This window comes from Streptococcus sp. HMSC36C04 (genome assembly GCF_001839535.1).
Classification (GTDB): domain Bacteria; phylum Bacillota; class Bacilli; order Lactobacillales; family Streptococcaceae; genus Streptococcus; species Streptococcus hominis.
The window spans coordinates 25,299-47,214 of sequence record NZ_KV841604.1 but is presented as its reverse complement, the minus strand read 5'-3'; the positions used below and the strand labels follow the sequence as shown (position 1 = coordinate 47,214).

16 protein-coding genes and 2 pseudogenes are annotated in these 21,916 nt (G+C 39.2%); 16 read left to right on the top strand and 2 right to left on the bottom strand.

The window, feature by feature from the left end; genetic code table 11:
• The first annotated feature begins 88 nt into the window (after positions 1–88).
• From ftsA to ileS, 9 genes and pseudogenes are all read left to right on the top strand, one after another.
• Positions 89–1,474 (top strand): cell division protein FtsA, encoded by a 1,386-nt coding sequence (gene ftsA, locus HMPREF3249_RS07265; RefSeq protein ID WP_049533486.1) that lies wholly within the window; start codon positions 89–91, stop codon positions 1,472–1,474.
• Positions 1,475–1,492: 18 nt separating this feature from the next.
• On the top strand, positions 1,493–2,767 hold the full coding sequence (gene ftsZ / locus HMPREF3249_RS07260; protein ID WP_003025701.1) for a cell division protein FtsZ: 1,275 nt from the start codon (positions 1,493–1,495) through the stop codon (positions 2,765–2,767).
• Between the two features lies 1 nt (position 2,768).
• Positions 2,769–3,440 (top strand): YggS family pyridoxal phosphate-dependent enzyme, encoded by a 672-nt coding sequence (locus HMPREF3249_RS07255; RefSeq protein WP_003028361.1) that lies wholly within the window; start codon positions 2,769–2,771, stop codon positions 3,438–3,440.
• 9 nt (positions 3,441–3,449) lie between these two features.
• Positions 3,450–3,533 (top strand): annotated as a pseudogene (locus tag HMPREF3249_RS09810) (cell division protein SepF); the annotation flags it as partial.
• A gap of 96 nt (positions 3,534–3,629) precedes the next feature.
• Positions 3,630–3,995: pseudogene (locus HMPREF3249_RS07250) on the top strand (cell division protein SepF); the annotation flags it as partial.
• A gap of 4 nt (positions 3,996–3,999) precedes the next feature.
• Positions 4,000–4,263 carry a YggT family protein gene (locus tag HMPREF3249_RS07245; protein ID WP_003028359.1) on the top strand — a complete coding sequence of 88 codons (264 nt, stop codon included), beginning with the start codon at positions 4,000–4,002 and terminating at the stop codon, positions 4,261–4,263.
• A 4-nt stretch (positions 4,264–4,267) separates the two neighbouring features.
• Positions 4,268–5,059 carry a YlmH family RNA-binding protein gene (locus HMPREF3249_RS07240; RefSeq protein ID WP_049533485.1) on the top strand — a complete coding sequence of 264 codons (792 nt, stop codon included), beginning with the start codon at positions 4,268–4,270 and terminating at the stop codon, positions 5,057–5,059.
• 9 nt (positions 5,060–5,068) lie between these two features.
• Positions 5,069–5,854 carry a DivIVA domain-containing protein gene (locus HMPREF3249_RS07235; protein ID WP_003028356.1) on the top strand — a complete coding sequence of 262 codons (786 nt, stop codon included), beginning with the start codon at positions 5,069–5,071 and terminating at the stop codon, positions 5,852–5,854.
• 262 nt (positions 5,855–6,116) lie between these two features.
• Entirely contained in the window at positions 6,117–8,909 is a 2,793-nt protein-coding gene (ileS, locus tag HMPREF3249_RS07230) for an isoleucine--tRNA ligase (protein ID WP_070496980.1), read from the top strand.
• Between the two features lie 235 nt (positions 8,910–9,144).
• On the opposite strand, the gene HMPREF3249_RS07225 is transcribed toward ileS, so the two are convergent.
• Entirely contained in the window at positions 9,145–9,558 is a 414-nt protein-coding gene (locus tag HMPREF3249_RS07225) for a MarR family winged helix-turn-helix transcriptional regulator (protein ID WP_003028354.1), read from the bottom strand.
• Positions 9,559–9,621: 63 nt separating this feature from the next.
• Here HMPREF3249_RS07225 and HMPREF3249_RS07220 point away from each other — a divergent pair, with 63 nt between their 5' ends.
• The 4 genes from HMPREF3249_RS07220 (at position 9,622) to HMPREF3249_RS07205 (ending at position 14,634) form a co-directional block, all read left to right on the top strand.
• On the top strand, positions 9,622–10,059 hold the full coding sequence (locus HMPREF3249_RS07220; protein WP_049533483.1) for a GNAT family N-acetyltransferase: 438 nt from the start codon (positions 9,622–9,624) through the stop codon (positions 10,057–10,059).
• A 123-nt stretch (positions 10,060–10,182) separates the two neighbouring features.
• Positions 10,183–11,307, top strand: coding sequence for an AI-2E family transporter (locus tag HMPREF3249_RS07215; protein ID WP_003028351.1), 1,125 nt, complete (start codon positions 10,183–10,185; stop codon positions 11,305–11,307).
• Between the two features lie 223 nt (positions 11,308–11,530).
• Positions 11,531–13,180, top strand: coding sequence for a phosphoenolpyruvate carboxykinase (ATP) (locus HMPREF3249_RS07210; RefSeq protein WP_059221059.1), 1,650 nt, complete (start codon positions 11,531–11,533; stop codon positions 13,178–13,180).
• Between the two features lie 113 nt (positions 13,181–13,293).
• Positions 13,294–14,634, top strand: coding sequence for a hemolysin family protein (locus HMPREF3249_RS07205; RefSeq protein WP_049533481.1), 1,341 nt, complete (start codon positions 13,294–13,296; stop codon positions 14,632–14,634).
• 151 nt (positions 14,635–14,785) lie between these two features.
• Here HMPREF3249_RS07205 and treR read toward each other — a convergent pair whose 3' ends face one another.
• The gene (gene treR, locus HMPREF3249_RS07200; protein WP_059221057.1) at positions 14,786–15,496 is read right to left on the bottom strand and encodes a trehalose operon repressor; all 711 of its coding nucleotides are present in this window, start codon (positions 15,494–15,496) and stop codon (positions 14,786–14,788) included.
• 179 nt (positions 15,497–15,675) lie between these two features.
• Here treR and treP point away from each other — a divergent pair, with 179 nt between their 5' ends.
• The 3 genes from treP to HMPREF3249_RS07185 all read left to right on the top strand — a co-directional run bounded on the left by treP (position 15,676) and on the right by HMPREF3249_RS07185 (position 21,899).
• Positions 15,676–17,688, top strand: coding sequence for a PTS system trehalose-specific EIIBC component (gene treP, locus HMPREF3249_RS07195; RefSeq protein WP_059221054.1), 2,013 nt, complete (start codon positions 15,676–15,678; stop codon positions 17,686–17,688).
• Between the two features lie 209 nt (positions 17,689–17,897).
• A complete protein-coding gene (gene treC / locus HMPREF3249_RS07190) occupies positions 17,898–19,529 on the top strand; it encodes an alpha,alpha-phosphotrehalase (RefSeq protein WP_049533478.1) in 1,632 nt (543 codons plus the stop codon).
• 159 nt (positions 19,530–19,688) lie between these two features.
• Positions 19,689–21,899 carry an endonuclease/exonuclease/phosphatase family protein gene (locus HMPREF3249_RS07185; RefSeq protein ID WP_059221052.1) on the top strand — a complete coding sequence of 737 codons (2,211 nt, stop codon included), beginning with the start codon at positions 19,689–19,691 and terminating at the stop codon, positions 21,897–21,899.
• Positions 21,900–21,916: the final 17 nt, after the last annotated feature.

The window sequence follows — 21,916 nt, the reverse complement described above, 5'->3', positions numbered from 1 at the left end:
TTATGTTATAATATGCTTTGAATAACTATACTTTTTTGATAGTTAAATTGATAAGTGAGAAACTTGGTAGATAGAGAGGAATGGTCTAATGGCTAGAGATGGCTTTTTTACAGGATTAGATATCGGAACAAGCTCCATTAAGGTCTTGGTAGCAGAACACGTAAACAATGAATTAAATGTAATTGGGGTTAGTAATGCCAAAAGTGCTGGCGTAAAAGATGGTATCATTGTAGATATCGAAGCAGCAGCAAGTGCTATAAAATCTGCAATTTCACAAGCAGAGGAAAAAGCAGGTATTTCCATTAAGCTGGTGAATGTTGGCTTGCCTGCTAACTTGTTGCAGATTGAACCAACGCAAGGTATGATTCCTGTAACAAGCGAAACGAAAGAAATTACAGATGCAGATGTTGAAAATGTTGTGAGATCTGCTTTGACAAAAAGTATGACTCCAGACCGTGAAGTTATTACCTTTATTCCTGAAGAGTTTATTGTAGATGGCTTCCAAGGTATCCGTGATCCTCGTGGAATGATGGGCATTCGTTTAGAAATGCGTGGGCTTCTCTACACAGGACCACGCACTATTCTTCATAATTTACGAAAAACAGTTGAGCGAGCAGGAGTTCAAGTAGAAAATATTATCATTTCTCCGCTTGCTATGACCAAATCTGTTCTAAATGAAGGAGAACGTGAATTTGGTGCAACTGTCATTGATATGGGTGGTGGTCAAACAACAGTAGCTTCTGTTCGCAACCAAGAACTGCAATTTACTAATATCTATCAAGAAGGTGGCGAATACGTCACAAAAGATATCTCAAAAGTTTTAAAAACTTCTAAAAAACTTGCAGAAAGCTTGAAGTTTAACTATGGCGAAGCATACGTACCTGCTGCTAGCAATGAGTCCTTCCAAGTGGAAGTGATTGGAGAAGTTGAACCAGTTGAAGTAACAGAGCGCTATTTAGCAGAAATTATTTCAGCACGTGTTAAACATATCTTTGAACAAATCAAGCAAGATTTAGAAAGAAGACACTTATTAGAACTTCCAGGTGGAATTGTTATTATTGGTGGTGGTGCAATTTTACCAGGTGTGGTGGAATTGGCGCAAGAAGTTTTCGGTGTTCCTGTTAAACTATACGTACCAAATCAAATCGGTATTCGTAATCCAGCTTTTGCTCATGTCATTAGCTTATCAGAATATGCTGGAAATCTATCTGAAGTGGATGTTTTAGCACAAGTTGCTGTTCACGGTGATGAACTTCTGCGTCATCAACCGGTTGAATTTTCTCGTCCGACTCAACAAAGTCAGTCGTTCAATCCGTTGCAGCGCTTTACTCAGCCGCAACAAACAATTGTGACTCCGATTGCTGAACCAGCAGAAGAAGTTGAACGTCCCGAACCACTTCCGACACAATCTCAACAACCAAAAGAAAAATTGACAGATCGTGTTCGAAATCTACTTGGCAATATGTTTGATTAAAGGAGAAGGTAATACATTATGACATTTTCATTTGATACAGCTGCGGCACAAGGAGCAGTAATTAAAGTTATTGGTATCGGTGGTGGTGGTGGTAATGCCATTAACCGCATGATTGATGAAGGAGTATCAGGCGTTGAATTTATCGCTGCCAATACAGATGTGCAAGCTCTGAGTGGCTCAAAAGCAGAAACCGTTATTCAGCTTGGACCAAAGTTGACTCGCGGTCTAGGTGCTGGAGGACAGCCTGAAATCGGTCGTAAAGCGGCTGAAGAAAGCGAAGAAGTGTTGACGGAAGCTCTTACGGGAGCTGATATGGTGTTCATTACTGCTGGTATGGGCGGTGGATCTGGTACAGGTGCTGCACCAGTTATTGCTCGTATTGCAAAGGGTCTTGGTGCCTTAACTGTTGCAGTTGTTACTCGCCCGTTTGGCTTTGAAGGAAGTAAGCGTGGTAACTTTGCGATTGAAGGAATCAATGAACTTCGTGAGCATGTAGATACACTTCTTATCATTTCAAACAATAATTTACTTGAAATTGTTGATAAGAAAACTCCTCTTCTTGAAGCTTTGAGCGAAGCAGACAATGTCCTTCGTCAAGGTGTACAAGGAATTACGGACTTGATTACAAGCCCAGGACTTATTAACCTTGACTTTGCCGATGTGAAAACCGTTATGGCAAATAAAGGTGATGCTCTTATGGGAATTGGTATTGGTAGTGGCGAAGAACGTGTTATTGAAGCTGCACGTAAGGCTATTTATTCACCACTTCTTGAAACAACAATTGATGGAGCTGAAGATGTCATCATCAACGTTACAGGTGGTCTTGATATGACCTTGATTGAAGCAGAAGAAGCGTCAGAAATCGTCAATCAAGCAGCAGGTCATGGTGTTAATATCTGGTTAGGTACTTCTATTGACGACAGCATGAAAGATGAAATTCGTGTGACAGTTGTTGCAACGGGTGTTCGTCAAGAAAAAATTGATCGAGTAAGTGGTGTTCGTCCAGTTGCTCAACAAAATTCTTATGCAGCTGGAACTCGTGAAAATCGTAATTCTAGAGGAAGCCAAGGTTATGACCGTAACTTTGATTTGACTGAAAATCTTGAAGTTCCAAAGCCAAGTCGTCAACGGACAGAAGCGCCACAGGCTTCAGCATTTGGTGATTGGGATTTGCGTCGTGAGAATATTGTTCGCTCAACAGATGCGAGTGCCGCACCAGCTGTGGAACGTTATGAAGACACCAGTTCTGATGACGATGAATTAGAAACACCACCATTCTTTAAAAACCGATAAAATGGATTTAGCAAAGAATACATATCAAGTTTTAGAAAATGTAGCACAAGCTACTCAAAAAGCTAATCGCTCAAAAAATTCAGTAGAAGTAATAGCTGTCACCAAATATGTTGACAGCTCTACTGCTAAAGAGCTGGTTAAAGCAGGAATTCATCATATCGGTGAAAATCGAGTTGATAAATTTCTAGAGAAATATCAGGCTCTGAAAGATGAACGTGTAATTTGGCACTTAATTGGTACACTTCAAAGGCGGAAAGTGAAAGACGTCATCAATTATGTTGATTATTTCCATGCCTTAGATTCAGTAAAATTAGCTCAAGAAATCAACAAAAGAGCTGAACATATCATTAAATGCTTTTTACAAGTAAATATTTCCAAAGAAGCTAGTAAACATGGTTTTGCTGTAGAGGAAATAGATACGATTTTACCTGAGCTAGAAAAACTTGAAAACATTCAGATTGTAGGTTTGATGACAATGGCACCAATTGAAGCAGATGAAGCGGAATTAAATGTCATGTTCCAACAAGCCTATCAATTACAGCAAAGATTACAACGTAAACAGTTACCTAATATGCCTTTTACTGATTTAAGTATGGGAATGAGCCGTGATTATACAATAGCTATTGCAAATGGTTCGACTTTTGTCAGAATTGGTACCGCATTTTTTAAATAGGAAAGTATTATGTCTCTTAAAGATAGATTTGATAAATTCATTGATTACTTTACGGAAGATGGTGAAGATGCTGGCGTTCAAACGCCTGAGCTACCACCACGTGCGAGTAGTCAATCTGTAACACCTACTAAAGAAAGAACAGTACATACAGCAAGTAGTTCTGTACAATCTTCTACAAGGTCAGGAGCAAATGAGAATATCACTCGTCTTCATGCGCGCCAGCAAGAATTGGCACAACATCGGACAATTTCAGATGACAAAGTGACAATCAATGTTCGTTATCCAAGAAAATATGAAGAAACAACTGAAATTGTTGATTTGTTAATTGTTAATGAAAGCATTTTGATTGATTTTCAATATATGACAGAAGTGCAAGCTCGTCGTTGTTTGGATTATTTGGATGGTGCGCGTTATGTGCTTGCTGGGAACATAAAAAAAGTTGCGAGTACAATGTACCTTTTAACACCAATCAATGTTATTGTAAATATTGAGGATTTAAAATTGCCTGATGATTTGCAAAGTGGCGAATTTGATTTTGATATGAAACGTAGATAAAAACATGGTTTGGATTGTAAACATACTTTATAATTTGGTAAGAGTGTATTCATTTATTTTAGTGGTGTATGCTCTCTTATCTTGGTTTCCGGGTGCCTATCAAACATCACTTGGTCAGTTGATTTTACGGATAGTAGAGCCTGTTTTGAAACCATTTCAACGTTTCAATTTACAATTTGCTGGTCTTGATTGGACGATTCTTATCGTTATCTTTCTTTTGAATTTGGTTTCTGGCATCATTTTGAATGCTCTTTTGCTTTTAGCTTAAATTCATGAAGAATATTAAACATTTATACCAACATTTTACAGAAGAAGATCGTGAATTTGTTGATAAAAGCTTAGAAAAGATGCAGCGAGTTGAGGATTCTTATTCTTTTGAAGTAACTTCGTTTGTAAATCCATATCAAGTTGAAGTTTTACGCAATCTTGGAAATCATTTACAATTGCAAATATTTTCAAGTTCGGATTATTATACGAGTGAATTTGCTAAAGTCATTATTGCTCCTCTCTACTATGAGTTGCAATTAAGTGATTTTGAAATGGAGTTGTTAGAAATTAGCTATGCGAATAAATTTCACCATTTAACTCATTCGCAAATAATGGGAACGTTATTGAATCAATTAGGGATTGAACGTAAAGTTTTTGGTGATATTCTTGTAGCTTCAGGTAGAGCACAAATTATGGTAGATAAGAAATTCACTCAATTTTTCATCAATCATATCTCAAGGATAGCAAAGACACCTGTAAAATTAAAGCAAGTAGATTTTTCACAACAAATTATCGCTCAAACTGATTCAAAGCCAAGAGATGTGCTTGTCTCTAGTATGCGTTTGGATAAAGTGATAGCTGCCTCATTTCATTTGTCACGAAGCATTGCCGCTCAGCTGATAGCAACAAAGCAAGTTAAGGTAAACTATTCCATGCTGGATAATCCCAGTCATCAATTGTTATTGAATGACTTGATCAGTATACGAGGATATGGGAGAGTAAAAGTTTTAAGAGAAAATGGCTTTTCAAAAAATGGGAAGTACAAGTTAACTGTTGAATTATTGTCTAGTAAGTAAGGAGAAAATATGGCTATTACATCGTTAGAAATTAAAGATAAAGCTTTTGCTCACAAATTTAGAGGATATGATGTTGACGAAGTTGATGAATTTCTTGACATCATTGTCCAAGATTATGAAGATTTAGTTCGTGTCAATCATGAACAAGAGTCAAAAATTAAAAATCTGGAAGAACGTTTGACCTATTTTGATGAGATGAAGGATTCCCTTAGCCAGTCTGTATTGATTGCACAAGATACGGCAGAACGTGTAAAACAAGCGGCAAATGACCGTTCTGAAAACATTGTTCATAAGGCTGAGCAAGAGGCCCAACATTTGTTGGATGAGGCAAAATACAAGGCTAATGAAATTCTTCGTCAAGCGACTGATAATGCTAAGAAAGTGGCTGTTGAAACAGAAGAGTTGAAAAATAAAACGCGTGTTTTCCACCAACGTTTAAAATCAACCATTGAAAGTCAATTAAGCATTGTGAATTCTTCAGAATGGGAAGATATTCTTCGCCCAACAGCTACTTACTTGCAGACTAGTGATGAAGCCTTTAAAGAAGTTGTTCAGTCTGCTTTGGGTGAAGTTGTAACGACTCCAGAAGAAGATGAAGTGGATGTGACGCGTCAGTTCTCTCCAGAGGAAATGGAAGAATTACAAAGACGCATTGAAGAAGCAAATCGTGAATTAGCCGAAACACAAGCGTTTGAAACATTAGATGAGTCTGTCTTAGGATTAAATCTGACAAATGCTGAGATTTCAACAGATGATTCAGAAGCTACTTCAACAGAATCTGTAGATATTTTATAAGAGAATGTAAAAACAAGATGCTAACAAAATATTCGCAGCGAGCAGGTGACGGTGAGAGACCTGCAATCCCTTTTGTTAGGATTATCATTTTGCAAACTTAAATCTGAAAACAGTAAGATTTAACGCTTAACTCACGTTACGAGTAAGAGGGATAGGAATCTTATTCTTGTCTAAATGAAGGTGGTACCACGAATTTTCGTCCTTTGGATGAATTTGTGGTTTTTTTATTTTAATTTGTTACTAATATGAAAAAGGAGAACTTATGAAATTAAAAGAAACTCTTAATCTTGGAAAAACAGCTTTTCCAATGCGTGCTGGTTTGCCGAATAAAGAACCTCTTTGGCAAAAAGAGTGGGAAGATGCAAAGTTGTATCAACGTCGTCAAGAATTGAATGAAGGTAAACCACACTTTACACTTCACGATGGCCCTCCTTATGCTAATGGAAATATTCACGTTGGGCATGCAATGAACAAGATTTCTAAAGATATTATCGTTCGTTCAAAATCGATGTCTGGCTATTATGCGCCTTACATTCCAGGCTGGGATACTCATGGTCTTCCGATTGAGCAAGTTCTGGCAAAGCAAGGTGTGAAGCGAAAAGAAATGGATTTGGCAGAGTATTTAAAACTTTGTCGAGATTACGCACTCAGCCAAGTAGACAAACAACGAGAAGATTTCAAACGTTTAGGTGTTTCTGGTGATTGGGAGCATCCATATGTGACGTTGACTCCGGATTATGAAGCTGCTCAGATTCGCGTATTTGGAGAAATGGCGAAAAAAGGCTATATCTACCGCGGTGCGAAGCCAGTTTATTGGTCATGGTCATCTGAATCAGCTCTTGCAGAGGCAGAAATTGAGTATCATGATTTGGTTTCAACCTCTCTTTACTATGCAAATAAGGTAAAAGACGGCAAAAATGTGCTAGACACAGATACCTATATTGTGGTTTGGACAACAACACCATTTACTATTACGGCTTCTCGCGGTTTGACAGTAGGTGCTGACTTTGATTATGTTGTGGTAAAACCAGCTGGGGAAAGTCGTAAATTTGTCGTTGCTGCTGACTTGCTCAATAGCTTGTCTGAAAAATTCGGCTGGGAAGATGTAGAGGTCTTGGCAACTCATCGCGGTGCTGAACTGAATCATATCGTGACAGAGCACCCGTGGGATGAGGAAGTAGATGAATTGGTGATTCTTGGTGACCACGTTACACTAGATTCCGGTACAGGAATTGTCCATACTGCTCCTGGTTTTGGTGAGGACGACTACAATGTTGGGATTGCAAATGGCTTAGAAGTAGCCGTTACAGTCAATGAACGTGGTATCATGATGGAAAATGCTGGTCCAGATTTTGCAGGGCAATTTTATGACAAGGTAGTTCCTACAGTAATTGAAAAGTTAGGTCAACTTCTCCTTGCGCAAGAAGAAATCTCTCACTCTTATCCATTTGACTGGCGGACGAAAAAGCCAATTATTTGGCGTGCAGTACCGCAATGGTTTGCTTCAGTTTCAAAATTCCGTCAGGAAATTCTTGATGAGATTGAAAAAGTGAAGTTCCACTCTGAATGGGGTAAAGTTCGTCTTTACAATATGATCCGTGACCGTGGAGATTGGGTCATTTCGCGTCAGCGGGCTTGGGGAGTGCCACTTCCAATCTTCTATGCGGAGGACGGCACACCGATTATGACAGAGCAAACAATTGAGCACGTGGCTGAGCTCTTTGCGGAACATGGCTCTATCATTTGGTGGCAACGAGAAGCGAAAGATTTGCTTCCAGAAGGATTTACTCATCCAGGGTCACCAAATGGTACGTTCACTAAAGAAACAGACATCATGGACGTGTGGTTTGATTCAGGTTCTTCTTGGAATGGTGTAGTGGTCAATCGTCCTGAATTGACTTATCCTGCCGACCTGTATCTTGAAGGTTCTGACCAATATCGTGGCTGGTTTAACTCCTCTCTCATCACATCTGTTGCAAATCATGGAGTGGCTCCTTATAAACAAATCCTTTCACAAGGCTTTGCTTTGGACGGCAAAGGTGAAAAGATGTCGAAATCTCTTGGCAACACCATTGCTCCAAGTGATGTTGAAAGACAATTTGGAGCTGAAATCTTGCGCCTTTGGGTGACGAGTGTGGATTCTAGCAACGATGTGCGTATCTCTATGGATATTCTTGGTCAAGTGTCTGAAACCTACCGAAAAATCCGTAACACCTTGCGCTTCTTGATTGCTAATACTTCTGATTTTAATCCAAAAGAAGACGCTGTTGCCTATGATGACCTTCGCTCTGTTGATAAGTACATGACTGTTCGCTTTAACCAACTTGTCAAGACGATTCGTGAAGCATATGCAGATTTTGAATTTTTGGATATTTACAAAGCGATTGTAAACTTTGTGACAGTTGATTTATCAGCTTTCTATCTTGATTTTGCAAAAGATGTTGTCTATATTGAAGCAGCTAAATCATTGGAACGTCGCCAAATGCAGACCGTCTTTTATGATATTTTAGTAAAAATTACAAAATTGTTGACCCCAATTCTTCCACATACAGCAGAGGAAATCTGGTCTTACTTAGATCATGAGCCAGAAGAATTTGTTCAATTAGCGGAACTGCCAGATGCGCTTACTTTCCCTAATGAGGAAGAAATCTTGGATACGTGGACAGCCTTTATGAACTTCCGCAGTCAAGCGCAAAAAGCTTTGGAAGAAGCACGTAACGAAAAAGTGATTGGAAAATCCTTGGAAGCTCACTTGACTGTTTATCCAAATGAAGTCGTGAGAACGCTACTTGAAGCGGTTAATAGCGACGTTGCGCAACTTCTCATTGTTTCTAAATTAACAATCGCAGACGGGGAAGCTCCTGAAAATGCTATTGCTTTCGAGGATGTAGCCTTTACAGTTGAGCATGCAGAGGGACAAGTTTGTGAGCGTTGCCGTCGGGTAGATGAAACAGTCAAAGAACGCAGTTATCATGCAATTGTTTGTGACCACTGTGCAGAAATCGTTGAAGAACATTTTGCGCAAGCAGTTGCAGAAGGATTTGAAACAAAATAATCAAAAGGGAGTGGGACAAAAATCGGTAATTTCGAAGAAAGTTGATTTTGTCGTCCCATCCCCGCACAGTTGAGTAGGGCTGTAAAGGTTGATTTATCAACCGCATAGAACCCACTCAACCACTGCGACTTGCAAGAAACTCATAAAAATCTGACGAGGTTAAGGACTTTTGTCCCAGCCTCGTCATTTTTCAATTTTAAAGTTGCAAATGCAACTAATGCATGTTATACTGATTTCATTGAGAATTTTCTATTTTATTGAGGATGGCTTCTAATTGAAAGAGTTCAGAGGAAGTCAAATCTTTCATGACAGTCTGGATATAGGTCGTTTCAAATCCAATCAATCGGTCGTAGATTTGCAAAGCCTTCGTCGTAGGGAAGAGCTCTTTAAATTTCTTATTTTGAGAGTTGACTTTCTTTGTGATAAATCCTTTTTCCTCTAGTTTTCTGAGGGAGCGACTAAGTGTTGTTTTATCAATTTTTACCATATGAGAAAGTTGAGATTGATTCAGTCCTTCATGCTCAACAATGCGGATAAGGATAAGAAAGAGATTATTATCTAGGTTATATTGGCTGGCTTCATGATTCATATTCATCATGGCTTGGCGAGAAATTATGCCCATTTGACGAAAGAGATGACGATAATCCATAAAAGGCTCCTTTTATAGTTGCATTTACAATTATTATATAATAAAGAAGAAGGGAAAACAAGTATGTGGTATAAAAGGACATTTGAGGAATTAACCACCTTAGAATTTTATAAATGTTTAAAATTGCGTTTGGAAACGTTTGTCGTAGAGCAAAATAGTGTTTATAATGATTTGGACGAGCACGATTTAGAAGCTATCCATATTTTTCATGAAAATGAAGTCGGCGAGGTAGATGCTTATGCGAGAGTATTTGAAACGGGCACTACTATTCATTTTGGACGTGTCGTAACAGCGGCTTCTACTCGCGGTCAAGGGCTTGGTCGTAAGTTGGTCCAAGCTATTATGGAGACTTGTGCTGAAAAATGGCCTGAAAAAGAGATCCACATAGAGGCGCAAGAGCAGGTGGTGAGCTTGTATGAGAAATTTGGATTTGAAGCTGTTAGTGAACCCTTCATCTTAGAATCACGTGTACATGTGAAAATGGTTTACAAACGAGAATAAATGGAAAAATAAGTTTTGATTGTGGGAAACGAAAGAATCTGTTCCTAAAATAATTTAAGTCGTTTACAAAAAGTACTCTATTTTAGTGGAAAATATGATAGAATAGCTGATAGGAGGAACAGTATGTTTCATAAAAGTAAGTTATTTTTTTGGACAACAGAAGTCTTACTACTAACCATTATCTTTTTTATCTGGCGGCAAATGGACGGCTTGATTTCCCCTTTTGTGAGCGTTTTAAATACGGTTTTAATTCCTTTTCTAATTGCGGGATTTTTGTACTATGTGACGAACCCATTAGTGAAATTCCTGGAGAAAGAGCTGAAAATTAAGAGGATTTTTGGAATTTTGATTACCTTGGTTCTCTTGTTTGGGATTATTGCTCTGGGCATTATTTATCTGCTACCTATTTTGATTACGCAGTTGACAAGTTTGATTTCTTCTAGTCAAAATGTTTATGGAGAATTGCAAAATTGGATTAACCAGCTATCGCAGCACTCTCTCTTTAAAAATCTGAATATCCAGTCTATTATTAAGCAGTTAAATTTGTCTTATGTGGATATTTTGCAAAATATTTTAAATAGTGTCACCAATAGTCTGGGGAGTGTCGTTTCAGCAGTAGTGAATACATTTTTGATTCTCATCATGACGCCGATCTTTTTGGTCTATTTCTTAATTGACGGGGATAAATTACTGCCCATGTTGGAAAGAACTGTTTTGAAGCGGGATAAGCTCAACATCACGAAATTATTGACCAATCTTAATGCAACGATTGCTCGGTATATTAGTGGGATTTCGATTGATGCGTTTATTATTGGAACGTTGGCTTTCATTGGCTATAGTGTTATTGGTCTGAAATATGCTTTGATATTTGCTATTTTTTCTATGATTGCTAATCTTATTCCTTATGTGGGTCCAAGCATTGGGTTGATTCCGATGATTATCACTTATCTGATTGCCGATCCGAAAAAAATGGTGATTGCAGTTATATATATGTTAATTGTGCAGCAAATTGACGGAAATATTCTCTATCCACGGATTGTAGGTGGCGTGATGAAGGTGCATCCCATTACCATTATGGTTCTCTTGCTTTTGTCAAGTAATATTTATGGGATTGTTGGGATGATTGTAGCGATTCCGATTTATTCTATTTTGAAAGAAATTGCAAAATTCCTAGCAAATTTATATGATAATCACCGAGCTGCGCAGGAGCAAAAGAAAAATGAGGAGTACGGAATTATTAATAAATAAGGGTATGACGTTGAATGATTTCAAAGTCCGAAAGATAAATAAAAAATTCAGAAGGACTGTGTCCTAATGTTTTAGAATAATGAATATAGAGGAGTGGAAGCAAACTAATTGCAACAAAATTTAGTTCGGAATGCCACTCCTTTTTCTTTCTAATACGTTTTATTAAAACTATAAGTGTATTTTTATGCTAAAATAGAACTAATAAGATAGAGGAGGTACACTTATGGTAACACGTCGTAAATATTCTCCGCAGGAAATAAGAAAAGATTCTTCTTATTTCTCTCCTTTGAAGGCAATCATTGAAACAGCTTTTTATGAAAATCAGGTTGTTGCAATAAAAACCGTAGAAGAAGCGTATCAATTGGCTTCCGCAGCTGCTGGGACAGTTGTCTTAGATATGCCTGTCATTCATACAAAGGAATTGGGCTTGCCTTCTTATGCTCGCGTTTTATTAACGAATTCTGGAGCAGTTGTTGGCCGAACGGCTAAAGCTCGACGGATTTTTGGTAGGGACAGTGAGGAAGATGAGAAGTTGCTTTCGATAGTACGCAGTGCAATTTATCAGGCTCATCATCGAAAATTTTATAAGGCAGATGCAGTTGTAGGGCTAGATGAAGCCTTTATGGCTTGTGCTCATCTCATGGTTCCTGAAGATGAAATCAACAATCTTTATTCTTGGCTTTTAAACTTTCAAATTTTGGATGAAGAGTTTAAAAATCGTTTGAGAGTTTCTAAAAAGTACGATGAAAATGATATATTTGTCTTTTTTGACCCCAAATGGAAGCATCCAGATTATCCTGAAGGGTTGGTTTATTTTGATACTCAGCACAATTGTGTCATTATTTTGGGTTTAAATTACTTTGGTGAGTTGAAAAAAGCGACCTTAACCTTAGCTTGGGCAACTGCTGCTAGAAATGGATATGTAGCTTGTCACGGTGGTTTGAAAATCTTTAAACAAGAAGAGGCTGAAAAGAAAGACTATGTAGCCTCCTTCTTTGGGTTATCTGGCTCAGGAAAATCCACGCTGACTCATGCCAAACATAATGGAAAATATGATATTAAGGTTTTGCATGATGACGCCTTTATTATTTCTGTCAAAGATGGCTCTTCCATTGCTTTGGAACCGTCCTATTTTGATAAAACGAATGATTATCCAATTGGACATAAGGAACAAGATTTCTTTGTGACCGTTCAGAATTGTGGTGTGACACTAGATGACAATGGATTAAAAAAATTAGTGACAGAAGATATTCGAAACGGAAATGGTCGGACAGTTAAGTCTCGCTTTGCAACACCCAATCGGGTCGATCGAATTGATGAGCCGATTCAAGCCATTTTCTGGATTATGAAAGATGATTCTCTCCCACCTTTGATCAAAATCAACGATCCGCTGATGGCTTCTACGATGGGCTGTACCTTGATGACCAAGCGTTCCAATGCTGAAAATGTCACTGGGAAGCACGATGATTTAGTCATTGAACCTTATGCCAATCCATTTAGAGTGTATCCTTTGGTGGAAGATTATCGGAAATTCCGTAGTCTCTTTGAATCTGGTGTCGACTGCTATATCATTAATACTGGATTTTATATGGGAAAGGGAATTTCAAAAGAGGTCAGCTTGAATATTATTGAAAAAATTGTTGATGAAGCGGCAGATTTTAAACCATTTGGACCGTTGGAAGGATTCGAATACATGGAATGTGAAGGCTATCCGATTCCGAATTTTGATGCTCGCTATAAACAGTTAATCAGAGAAAGAATGCAAATACGGCTGAACTTCTTGCTTGCCTTTAATCAAAAATACCCTAAAACGGCACTTCCTGTTGACGCAATTTCACGTTTGGAAACAGTTCTGCAAAATCTAGAATCTTAATAAATCATTATCTTTGTAATTTCCCTCCAAATTTTTCTTTTTAACACTCCTTGTGCAAGAAGTCAAAAAGTATGCTATAATTAAGATTACTTATATATGAGGAGAGAACATTCATGGAAGACCCTAGCAGTCAGACCTTGTTACTGCAAGCTTTACTATTACTAGTTTTAACACTTTTAAATGCCTTTTTTTCAGCAGCAGAGATGGCGATGGTATCTTTAAATCGCGCTCGTGTAGAGCAAAAAGCTGAAGAAGGCGATGCAAAATACATTCGTTTGTTAAAAGTCTTGGAAAATCCTAATCATTTTCTGTCCACTATTCAAGTTGGGATTACTTTGATTACGATTTTGTCAGGGGCTAGTTTGGCCAATACACTCGGTCAGGAAATTGCTTCTTGGATGGGAAATTCCGAGACTGCAAGAGCCATTGCAAGCTTTTTATCTGTTGCTATTTTGACTTATATTTCGATTGTTTTTGGTGAATTGTATCCAAAGAGAATCGCTCTGAACCTCAAAGATTCCTTAGCGGTTCATACAGCGCCAGTTATCATCTTCTTGGGAAAAATTGTCAGTCCCTTTGTTTGGCTTTTATCAGCCTCTACCAATCTGCTCAGTCGAATCACTCCCATGACTTTTGATGATGCAGATGAGAAAATGACACGTGATGAGATTGAGTATATGCTGACCAATAGTGAAGAAACATTGGATGCAGATGAAATTGAAATGCTGCAGGGGATTTTTTCACTAGATGAGATGATGGCGCGTGAGGTAATGGTGCCGCGTACCGATGCGTTTATGGTGGACATCAATGATGATACCAAGGAAATTATCGAAAGTATTTTGAGGCAGAATTTCTCACGAATCCCAGTCTATGATGATGACAAGGATAATGTTATTGGGCTTATTCACACCAAACGTCTGTTAAATGAGGCGTTTACCAATGGTTTTGATAACATTGTGCTGCGAAAAATTTTACAAGAACCACTCTTTGTACCAGAAACCATCTTTGTAGATGACTTGTTGACAGAGTTGCGAAACACCCAAAATCAAATGGCAATATTGCTAGATGAATATGGTGGTATGTCTGGCTTAGTAACACTTGAAGACTTATTGGAAGAGATTGTCGGTGAGATAGATGATGAAACAGATAAGGCTGAAGTAGAGGTGTATCAGGTTTCTGACCATATTTATTTCGTCCTTGGAACCATGAGTTTGAATGACTTTAACGAGTATTTTGAAGTTGAACTGGAAAGTGATGACGTTGATACCATTGCGGGTTATTATTTGACGGGCGTAGGTTCGATACCCGACGTGAAAGAGCGTTTGAGTTATGAAGTAGAAAGTCAGAATAAAAAGCTCATTTTAACCAATGATAAAGTGAAAAATGGACGTGTGACAAAGCTCAAAGTAGAAGTTTCTGAAATAGTAGAAGAAGAGGAAGAAGTTGAGAAATAATCTCAGCTTCTTTTATTTTTCAAAAATTGATAAGTTTGCTTTACTTTTTATAATATGTGAATGACATTAAAAATAAAGGAAGCAGATCGATGACATTCTTCCTTTTTGGCTATTTTAAATATTGAAGAGTGAATTTTGTGAAGGGTCATGATCATTTTTGCCGCTTGGCAAAGTCAACGAAACGGAATTTTTCGAGTTTATGACGACTATCTGTAAACTGAAATTGCTGTCCGTCTGCGAGATAGACTTTTGATTTGACAGAGACGACATGGTGGTCATTTCCAATGCTCATCAATATTTTATCACGATTGGTAGCTGGATCAATTGTGATTTCTTTTTGGGCGTAAGCAATGTGTAGTCCCAGTTCATCTTCTAAATAAGCATAAATTGAATGCTCTGCAATTTCACGGCTAATAGAAGGGACAAAACTCTTATCAAGGTAATCAATATCTAAGACGGAGGCGATCCCGTCAACGACCCTTTGGCGAATAATCCGCCACACCAGACGATATTCAGGAAAACCAGTAAGACTGGATAATTTTTTATCAACTGTAATTTTTTCTAACTGGATGACATTGGTTTTAGAATTCATTCCATGTTGTCGGACAAGTTCTTGGTAACTAGTTAGGTTGGAAACGGGAAAGTCAATCTGTTCTTGTTGGATGACTTTAGAGCCTTGACCTCTCATTTTTTGAATGAGACCAGCTTTTTGAAGCAAATCAAGCGATTTACGAATCGTGTCACGGCTGACCTTGTAGGTCTGGACAAGTTCGTGTTCGCTAGGAAGATAATCATTCATCTGATATTTCTCGTTTAGAATATCTTGTTCTAAGAGTTTAAAAATTTGTTCATATTTTTTCATGATATCCTCACATGTTTTCTTTTTAGCATACAACTAAATAAATTTTACCAAAAAAGAGCCTTTTTTACTACAAACAACTTGCAGACATCTTTGGCATCGTTTACAATAAATGTATCAATCAATTGTACAATGATGAAAAAAAGAAGGAGAGTGTTAGGTTAAGCCTAGCCAAACAGAAAATGGGAAAATTTGAGAAAGACGCCAAGACGCTATTAGATGCTATCGGCGGCAAGGAGAATGTCTCAGCTGTCAGCCATTGTGCAACTCGGATGCGCTTTGTATTGGCAGATGAAAAGAAGGCAGACGTAAAAGCAATTGAAGCCATTCCAGCTGTAAAGGGAACTTTTACAAATGCAGGGCAGTTTCAAGTCATTATCGGAAATGATGTGCCGATTTTCTACAATGATTTTACAGCTGTTTCAGGGATTGAAGGAGTATCAAAAGAAGCAGCCAAAGCTGCTGCCAAAAGCAATCAGAATCCAGTACAGCGTGTCATGACAATGCTGGCGGAAATTTTCACTCCAATTATTCCAGCCATTATCGTTGGGGGGCTGATTCTCGGTTTCCGCAATATTCTGGAAGGTGTGCAGATTCAGGCGCTCGGTCAAAAAATGGTTGACGGTGTTGCTCAGTTTGCTAAAGACGGTACTCCGATTTACAATACAATTGTGGATGTATCACAGTTCTGGAGCGGGGTAAACTCATTCTTGTGGCTACCGGGTGAAGCGATTTTTCACTTCTTACCTGTTGGTATTGTTTGGTCTGTTTCTCGTAAAATGGGAACCAGTCAGATTTTGGGAATTGTTCTTGGAATCTGTTTGGTATCACCGCAATTGCTCAATGCTTATTCAGTAGCTAGCACACCGGCTTCAGAAATTGCTAAAAACTGGGTGTGGGATTTTGGCTTCTTTACAGTTAGAAAAATTGGATACCAAGCACAAGTTATTCCAGCTCTGCTTGCAGGATTGTCGCTATCTTATCTTGAAATCTTCTGGCGCAAACGCATTCCAGAAGTTGTGTCCATGATTTTTGTGCCATTCTTATCCTTGATTCCGGCCTTGATTCTAGCGCATACAGTCCTTGGTCCAATTGGTTGGACACTTGGACAATGGCTGTCAACAGCGGTGCTTGCTGGTCTGACTGGTCCTGTTAAATGGCTCTTTGGTGCGATATTTGGTGCTCTCTATGCTCCGTTTGTTATCACTGGTCTGCACCACATGACTAATGCCATTGATACACAGCTGGTTGCAGATACAGGTGGCACAGCACTATGGCCAATGATTGCCTTGTCCAATATCGCTCAAGGTTCAGCTGTGTTTGCTTACTATTTGATGAACCGTCATAATGAACGTGAAGCACAGATTTCTCTGCCAGCAACGATTTCTGCTTATCTAGGTGTTACAGAACCAGCACTTTTCGGTGTCAATGTGAAGTATGTCTACCCATTTGTGGCAGGGATGATTGGTTCTTCTATCGCAGGTCTGTTATCGGTAACCTTTAATGTAACAGCCAATGCTATCGGAATCGGTGGGATTCCAGGTATTTTATCTATCCAAGCTAAATACATGCTGCCATTCTTCTTTATTATGCTGGTGGCCATTGTAGTACCAATGCTATTGACCTTCTTCTTCCGCAAGACAGGTATGCTTACAAAAACGGAAGATGAAAGTGTGAAATCACCGCAAATTGAAGCGATTGACGAAGCTAAAGAAGCAGCAGCAAAAGTGGATTTTGCAGAAATTGTCAGCCCGCTTACTGGAGAAGTCAAAGAATTAAGCCAAGCAACTGACCCCGTCTTTGCTCAAGGCGTGATGGGACAAGGAGTTGTCATTCTTCCAAGTGAGGGAGAACTGGTGGCCCCTGTGAACGGGACAGTATCAGTACTTTTCCCAACCAACCATGCTGTTGGAATCGTGTCAGATGAAGGTGTCGAATTGCTCATGCATATCGGTATGGACACTGTTAATCTCGACGGAAAAGGTTTTGAAGCTCATGTGGCTCAAGGAGACAGAGTGAGCGTAGGTCAGAAACTGGTTAGTTTTGATATAGCAGCTATTCAGGAAGCTGGCTTAGTGACTGAAACACCTGTGATTATCACAAATCAAGAGCAATTTCAGGCTGATGAACAGGGAACATTACCGCGAACTGTTAGACGTGGAGATAAGCTGATGACAGCTACTCGAATCGGGTAAAATGTTTGATACGAGCTATGGTGAGCAGGATTTTATCTAACGAATAGACAAATTTATCTCAGTAATCCATTTGCCTCACTGCTGGAAATCCAAGCAGCAATCTCTTAACGAGAGGCACAAAGGCTCGTAGCAAAGAATAAAAGTAACAACGATAAAGGGGAGGAGCGCAAGCCCCACCTCTTTCTTTTAGAAATAGAAAAGGAAGACAAATGGCATTAGATAAGACAAAAGTCGTCTATCAAATTTATCCAAAATCATTTAAAGATACGACCGGCAATGGGATAGGAGATTTTCAAGGTATTATTGAGAAAATTCCTTACCTTAAAGAATTAGGAGTGGGTATGGTCTGGCTCAATCCTTTCTATCCCAGCCCGCAGCGTGATAATGGTTATGATATTTCAGATTACACAGCTGTCAACCCTCTTTTTGGAACGATGTCTGACTTTGAAGAGATGGTCCAAGTTGGAAGAGAGCACGGCATTGATTTCATGCTGGACATGGTCTTAAATCACTGCTCAACTGAGCATGAATGGTTTCAAAAAGCTTTAGCTGGTGATCCGTACTACCAAGATTTTTTCTTTCTGCGCGATGAGCCAACAGACTGGCTGTCTAAGTTTGGCGGCAGCGCCTGGGCGCCTTTTGGAACAATGGGCAAGTACTACCTGCATCTTTTTGATGTGACGCAAGCTGATCTTAACTGGCGCAATCCTCATGTCCGTGAAGAACTTTTCAAAGTTGTCAATTTTTGGCGGGACAAGGGTGTCAAAGGTTTTCGATTTGATGTCATCAATCTGATTGGAAAAGATGAGGTGTTGGAAAACTGTCCGGAAAATGATGGTAAGCCTGCCTATACGGACAAGCCCATTGTACACGACTACTTGCACATGCTGAATGAAGCGACTTTCGGACAGGCTGACTCATTTATAACTGTCGGGGAGATGAGTGCGACTACTATTGAAAACTGCATTCTCTATACAGATCCGGCACGTCACGAATTGTCTATGGCCTTCAATTTCCATCATTTAAAGGTGGATTATGAAAATGGTCAAAAATGGAGCTTGAAAAAATTTGATTTTGAGGAGCTCAAGCGTCTTTTCCATACATGGGGCAAGGAAATGAGTGACCATGACGGCTGGAGTGCTCTATTTTGGAACAACCACGACCAGCCACGTGCTTTAAATCGTTTTGTTGATGTTCAGCATTTCCGTAATGAAGGAGCAACCATGCTTGCGGCCAGCATTCATCTGTCTCGCGGCACGCCGTATATCTATATGGGAGAAGAAATTGGCATGGTGGATCCAGACTATGACTCTATGGCAGATTATGTGGATGTAGAATCTATCAATGCCTATCAGATGCTGCTGGAGCAAGGCAACACACCAGAAGAAGCTTTTGCAATTATTCAGGCCAAATCTCGCGATAATTCTCGCACTCCTATGCAGTGGGATGATTCAGCGAATGCTGGCTTTACGACAGGCATCCCTTGGCTCAAAGCTGGGAAATCTTATCCTGAAATCAATGTTGAAAATGAGATGCAGGGCCCGATTTTCACTTTCTATCAAAAACTGATTGCTCTTCGCAAGGAGCTTCCTATCATTGCCGAAGGCAGCTATCGACCAGTTTATGAAGACAGTCAGCAAGTTTATGCTTTCGAGCGTCAATTGGGGGCCGAAAAACTTCTGGTACTCAATAACTTCTATCCAGATCCGATTACGATAGATATTTTACCAGAGTATCAAAATGGCGAAGTGCTCCTTTCTAATTATGAAGAAGCTCAAACAGCAGCAGTTGTAACCTTAAGACCTTATGAAAGTTTGGCAATTATTGTAAATAAACACTAAATGTAGCAATAAATCCTAAAATCGACTGAATTGTTCAGCCGATTTTTTAAAACCCAAGAGAAAGCGCTTGCATTATCCTTCTGTTTTATTTATAATAATTACGGTAAAAATACATCTCAAGGAAATTTGATTTCCAAATTATGATGTAAAGGAGAATATATGAAAAAAACTTCAAAGCAATTGCCTGTATTGTTTGCGACAGCTATTTTGTTAGCTAGTTGCGTTCTAAGTCCTGTTGTTCAGGCAAATGAGGCGAGCTCTTCAAGTTCAGAAACTTCTGTAACAACGACTTCAGAGTCTAGTTCTGTTGCTTCGACAACTCAGTCGCAATCATCAGAAACAACTTCTGAAAGTTCAGCAAGCAGTACGAGTAGTACGAATGAACCAAGTAGCACAAGCGAAGCAACACCTAAGACAGAAGCTTCAAGCAGTGAAGCAAGAGCCGCTGCTTCGGAATTTACCGAGGTAGCCAATATTGGTCAAATTCAAGGCGAAGCACATGAATCGCCTTATAATGGGAAAAAGGTGCGTGTGTCAAATGTAGTCGTCACTAAAACGGATCAATATGGCTTTTATGCACAAGACATCAAAGCTGACGGGAACACAAAGACTTCAGATGCTATCTATGTAGTTTCAAAGGAAAAAGTAGCCGTTGGAGACCGATTGACGATTGAAGGTGAAGTTAAAGAAGGTTACATGGAGTCGCTAAGCATCCGTTCGGGCCAACAATTTAAAAAACCAGCTGATAGCTTAACTGTCACGCAATTGATAGCTTCAAAGGTAACAAAAGACGGAACAGCGGCATTACCAGCTCCTGTCAATATTTCAGAGCGTATGCCAAAAGATATCGTAGACAATACTCCGACTGTCTATGATCCAGAGCATGATGCCTTGGACTATTGGGAAAGTCTGGAAGGCATGCTGACAACAGTTAAAAAACCTCGTGTGCTTGGGCCGCAATATCGCGGAGATATCTACCTGTTGCCTGCTGGCTATCAAGAATTACCGTTAAATAATATCGGTGGCGTCAATTTACGTCCGAATGCGCAAAATACGGCAACCATTCCAGTTTATGTAGGAAATAGGTTTGTTGCCAAAGCCAAAGATTACTTTAATGAAGATGTTGTTGGAGTCGTGAGTTATCGCAGTAAAGTCTTTAAGTTGGAGCCAACCCAATTGCCAGCTTTGCAAGACGGTGGTTTGCAAAGAGAGGTTTCTAAGCTTTACCCAAGTGAAGATAAATTGACGATTGCTTCTTACAATATCGAAAACTTCTCGGCGAACAATGCAGTGGGCGAAACACCTGATGCAAAAGTGGAGAAAATTGCCAAATCCTTTATCAATGAAATCCATAGTCCAGATATTATCACACTCATAGAAGTTCAAGATAATAACGGAAGTGTCAATGACGGCACAGTAAGTGGTGTTAAAAGCGGGGAAAAGTTAGCTGCTAAGATTAAACAATTAGGCGGCAAAGAGTATAAGTATGTCGAAGTAGCTCCTGTTGACGGTGCAGATGGAGGAAAACCTGGCTCCAATATTCGTGTAGCTTTCTTGTACAATCCTCAACGAGTGAAGCTAGTAGAACGTGAAGCAGGAAGTAGCACAGAAGCGGCTGCTTTCAAGGACGGTCATTTGGTGAAAAATCCTGCCAGAATAGACCCAACTAATCCAGTCTTTGAAAGAGTTAGAAAATCTTTAGCAGCAGAATTTGAATTTAAAGGCGAACGGATTGTCGTGATTGCCAATCATTTGAAATCCAAGCTCGGGGACGATGCGGTTTATGGTTCAAAACAGCCTGCAGTACAAAATACATTGGCACAACGGATTGAACAAGCTAAGTTGCTGAATGCCTTTGTAAAAGAAGGGTTGAAGCAAAATCCAAATTTGAAGTTTGTTTTGACTGGTGACTTTAATGACTTTGAATTTTCAGAAACTGCCAAAGCAGTGGCTGGTAATGAATTGATAAATATGATGCTCAATCATGATGCAGCTGATCGGTATTCTTACTTCTACCGTGGCAGCAATCAAAGTTTAGACAATATCTTTGTTTCAAAAAATATTGCGGATAAAACAGTATTCTCACCAGTTCATATCAATGCTTCCTTTATGGAAGAACACGGTCGGGCGTCAGATCACGATCCCGTTATTGCACAGCTTGATTTTAGTCAGAAGAAAGGTAATACGACACCGACACAACCAACTGAGCCAAAACCTTCTGGTGACAGCACAACTCCACCAAATAGAGATGATAAACCAACTAAAAAGAGAATTTTACCATCTACAGGAACAACAGGTGCTGAAGTCGCTGTTGTAGGGCTTGTCATCCTAAGTGCAACCCTCTTTTGGCGAAAGAAAGTGACGGATTAAAAGGAATAGATGATAAA

What these genes read in the sequence shown, in the direction of transcription:
- ftsA (WP_049533486.1), top strand. Translation starts at nt 89, where the DNA reads ATGGCTAGAGATGGCTTTTTTACAGGATTAGATATCGGAACAAGCTCC.
- ftsZ (WP_003025701.1), top strand. Translation starts at nt 1,493, where the DNA reads ATGACATTTTCATTTGATACAGCTGCGGCACAAGGAGCAGTAATTAAA.
- HMPREF3249_RS07255 (WP_003028361.1), top strand. Translation starts at nt 2,769, where the DNA reads ATGGATTTAGCAAAGAATACATATCAAGTTTTAGAAAATGTAGCACAA.
- HMPREF3249_RS07245 (WP_003028359.1), top strand. Translation starts at nt 4,000, where the DNA reads ATGGTTTGGATTGTAAACATACTTTATAATTTGGTAAGAGTGTATTCA.
- HMPREF3249_RS07240 (WP_049533485.1), top strand. Translation starts at nt 4,268, where the DNA reads ATGAAGAATATTAAACATTTATACCAACATTTTACAGAAGAAGATCGT.
- HMPREF3249_RS07235 (WP_003028356.1), top strand. Translation starts at nt 5,069, where the DNA reads ATGGCTATTACATCGTTAGAAATTAAAGATAAAGCTTTTGCTCACAAA.
- ileS (WP_070496980.1), top strand. Translation starts at nt 6,117, where the DNA reads ATGAAATTAAAAGAAACTCTTAATCTTGGAAAAACAGCTTTTCCAATG.
- HMPREF3249_RS07225 (WP_003028354.1), bottom strand. Translation starts at nt 9,558, where the DNA reads ATGGATTATCGTCATCTCTTTCGTCAAATGGGCATAATTTCTCGCCAA.
- HMPREF3249_RS07220 (WP_049533483.1), top strand. Translation starts at nt 9,622, where the DNA reads ATGTGGTATAAAAGGACATTTGAGGAATTAACCACCTTAGAATTTTAT.
- HMPREF3249_RS07215 (WP_003028351.1), top strand. Translation starts at nt 10,183, where the DNA reads ATGTTTCATAAAAGTAAGTTATTTTTTTGGACAACAGAAGTCTTACTA.
- HMPREF3249_RS07210 (WP_059221059.1), top strand. Translation starts at nt 11,531, where the DNA reads ATGGTAACACGTCGTAAATATTCTCCGCAGGAAATAAGAAAAGATTCT.
- HMPREF3249_RS07205 (WP_049533481.1), top strand. Translation starts at nt 13,294, where the DNA reads ATGGAAGACCCTAGCAGTCAGACCTTGTTACTGCAAGCTTTACTATTA.
- treR (WP_059221057.1), bottom strand. Translation starts at nt 15,496, where the DNA reads ATGAAAAAATATGAACAAATTTTTAAACTCTTAGAACAAGATATTCTA.
- treP (WP_059221054.1), top strand. Translation starts at nt 15,676, where the DNA reads ATGGGAAAATTTGAGAAAGACGCCAAGACGCTATTAGATGCTATCGGC.
- treC (WP_049533478.1), top strand. Translation starts at nt 17,898, where the DNA reads ATGGCATTAGATAAGACAAAAGTCGTCTATCAAATTTATCCAAAATCA.
- HMPREF3249_RS07185 (WP_059221052.1), top strand. Translation starts at nt 19,689, where the DNA reads ATGAAAAAAACTTCAAAGCAATTGCCTGTATTGTTTGCGACAGCTATT.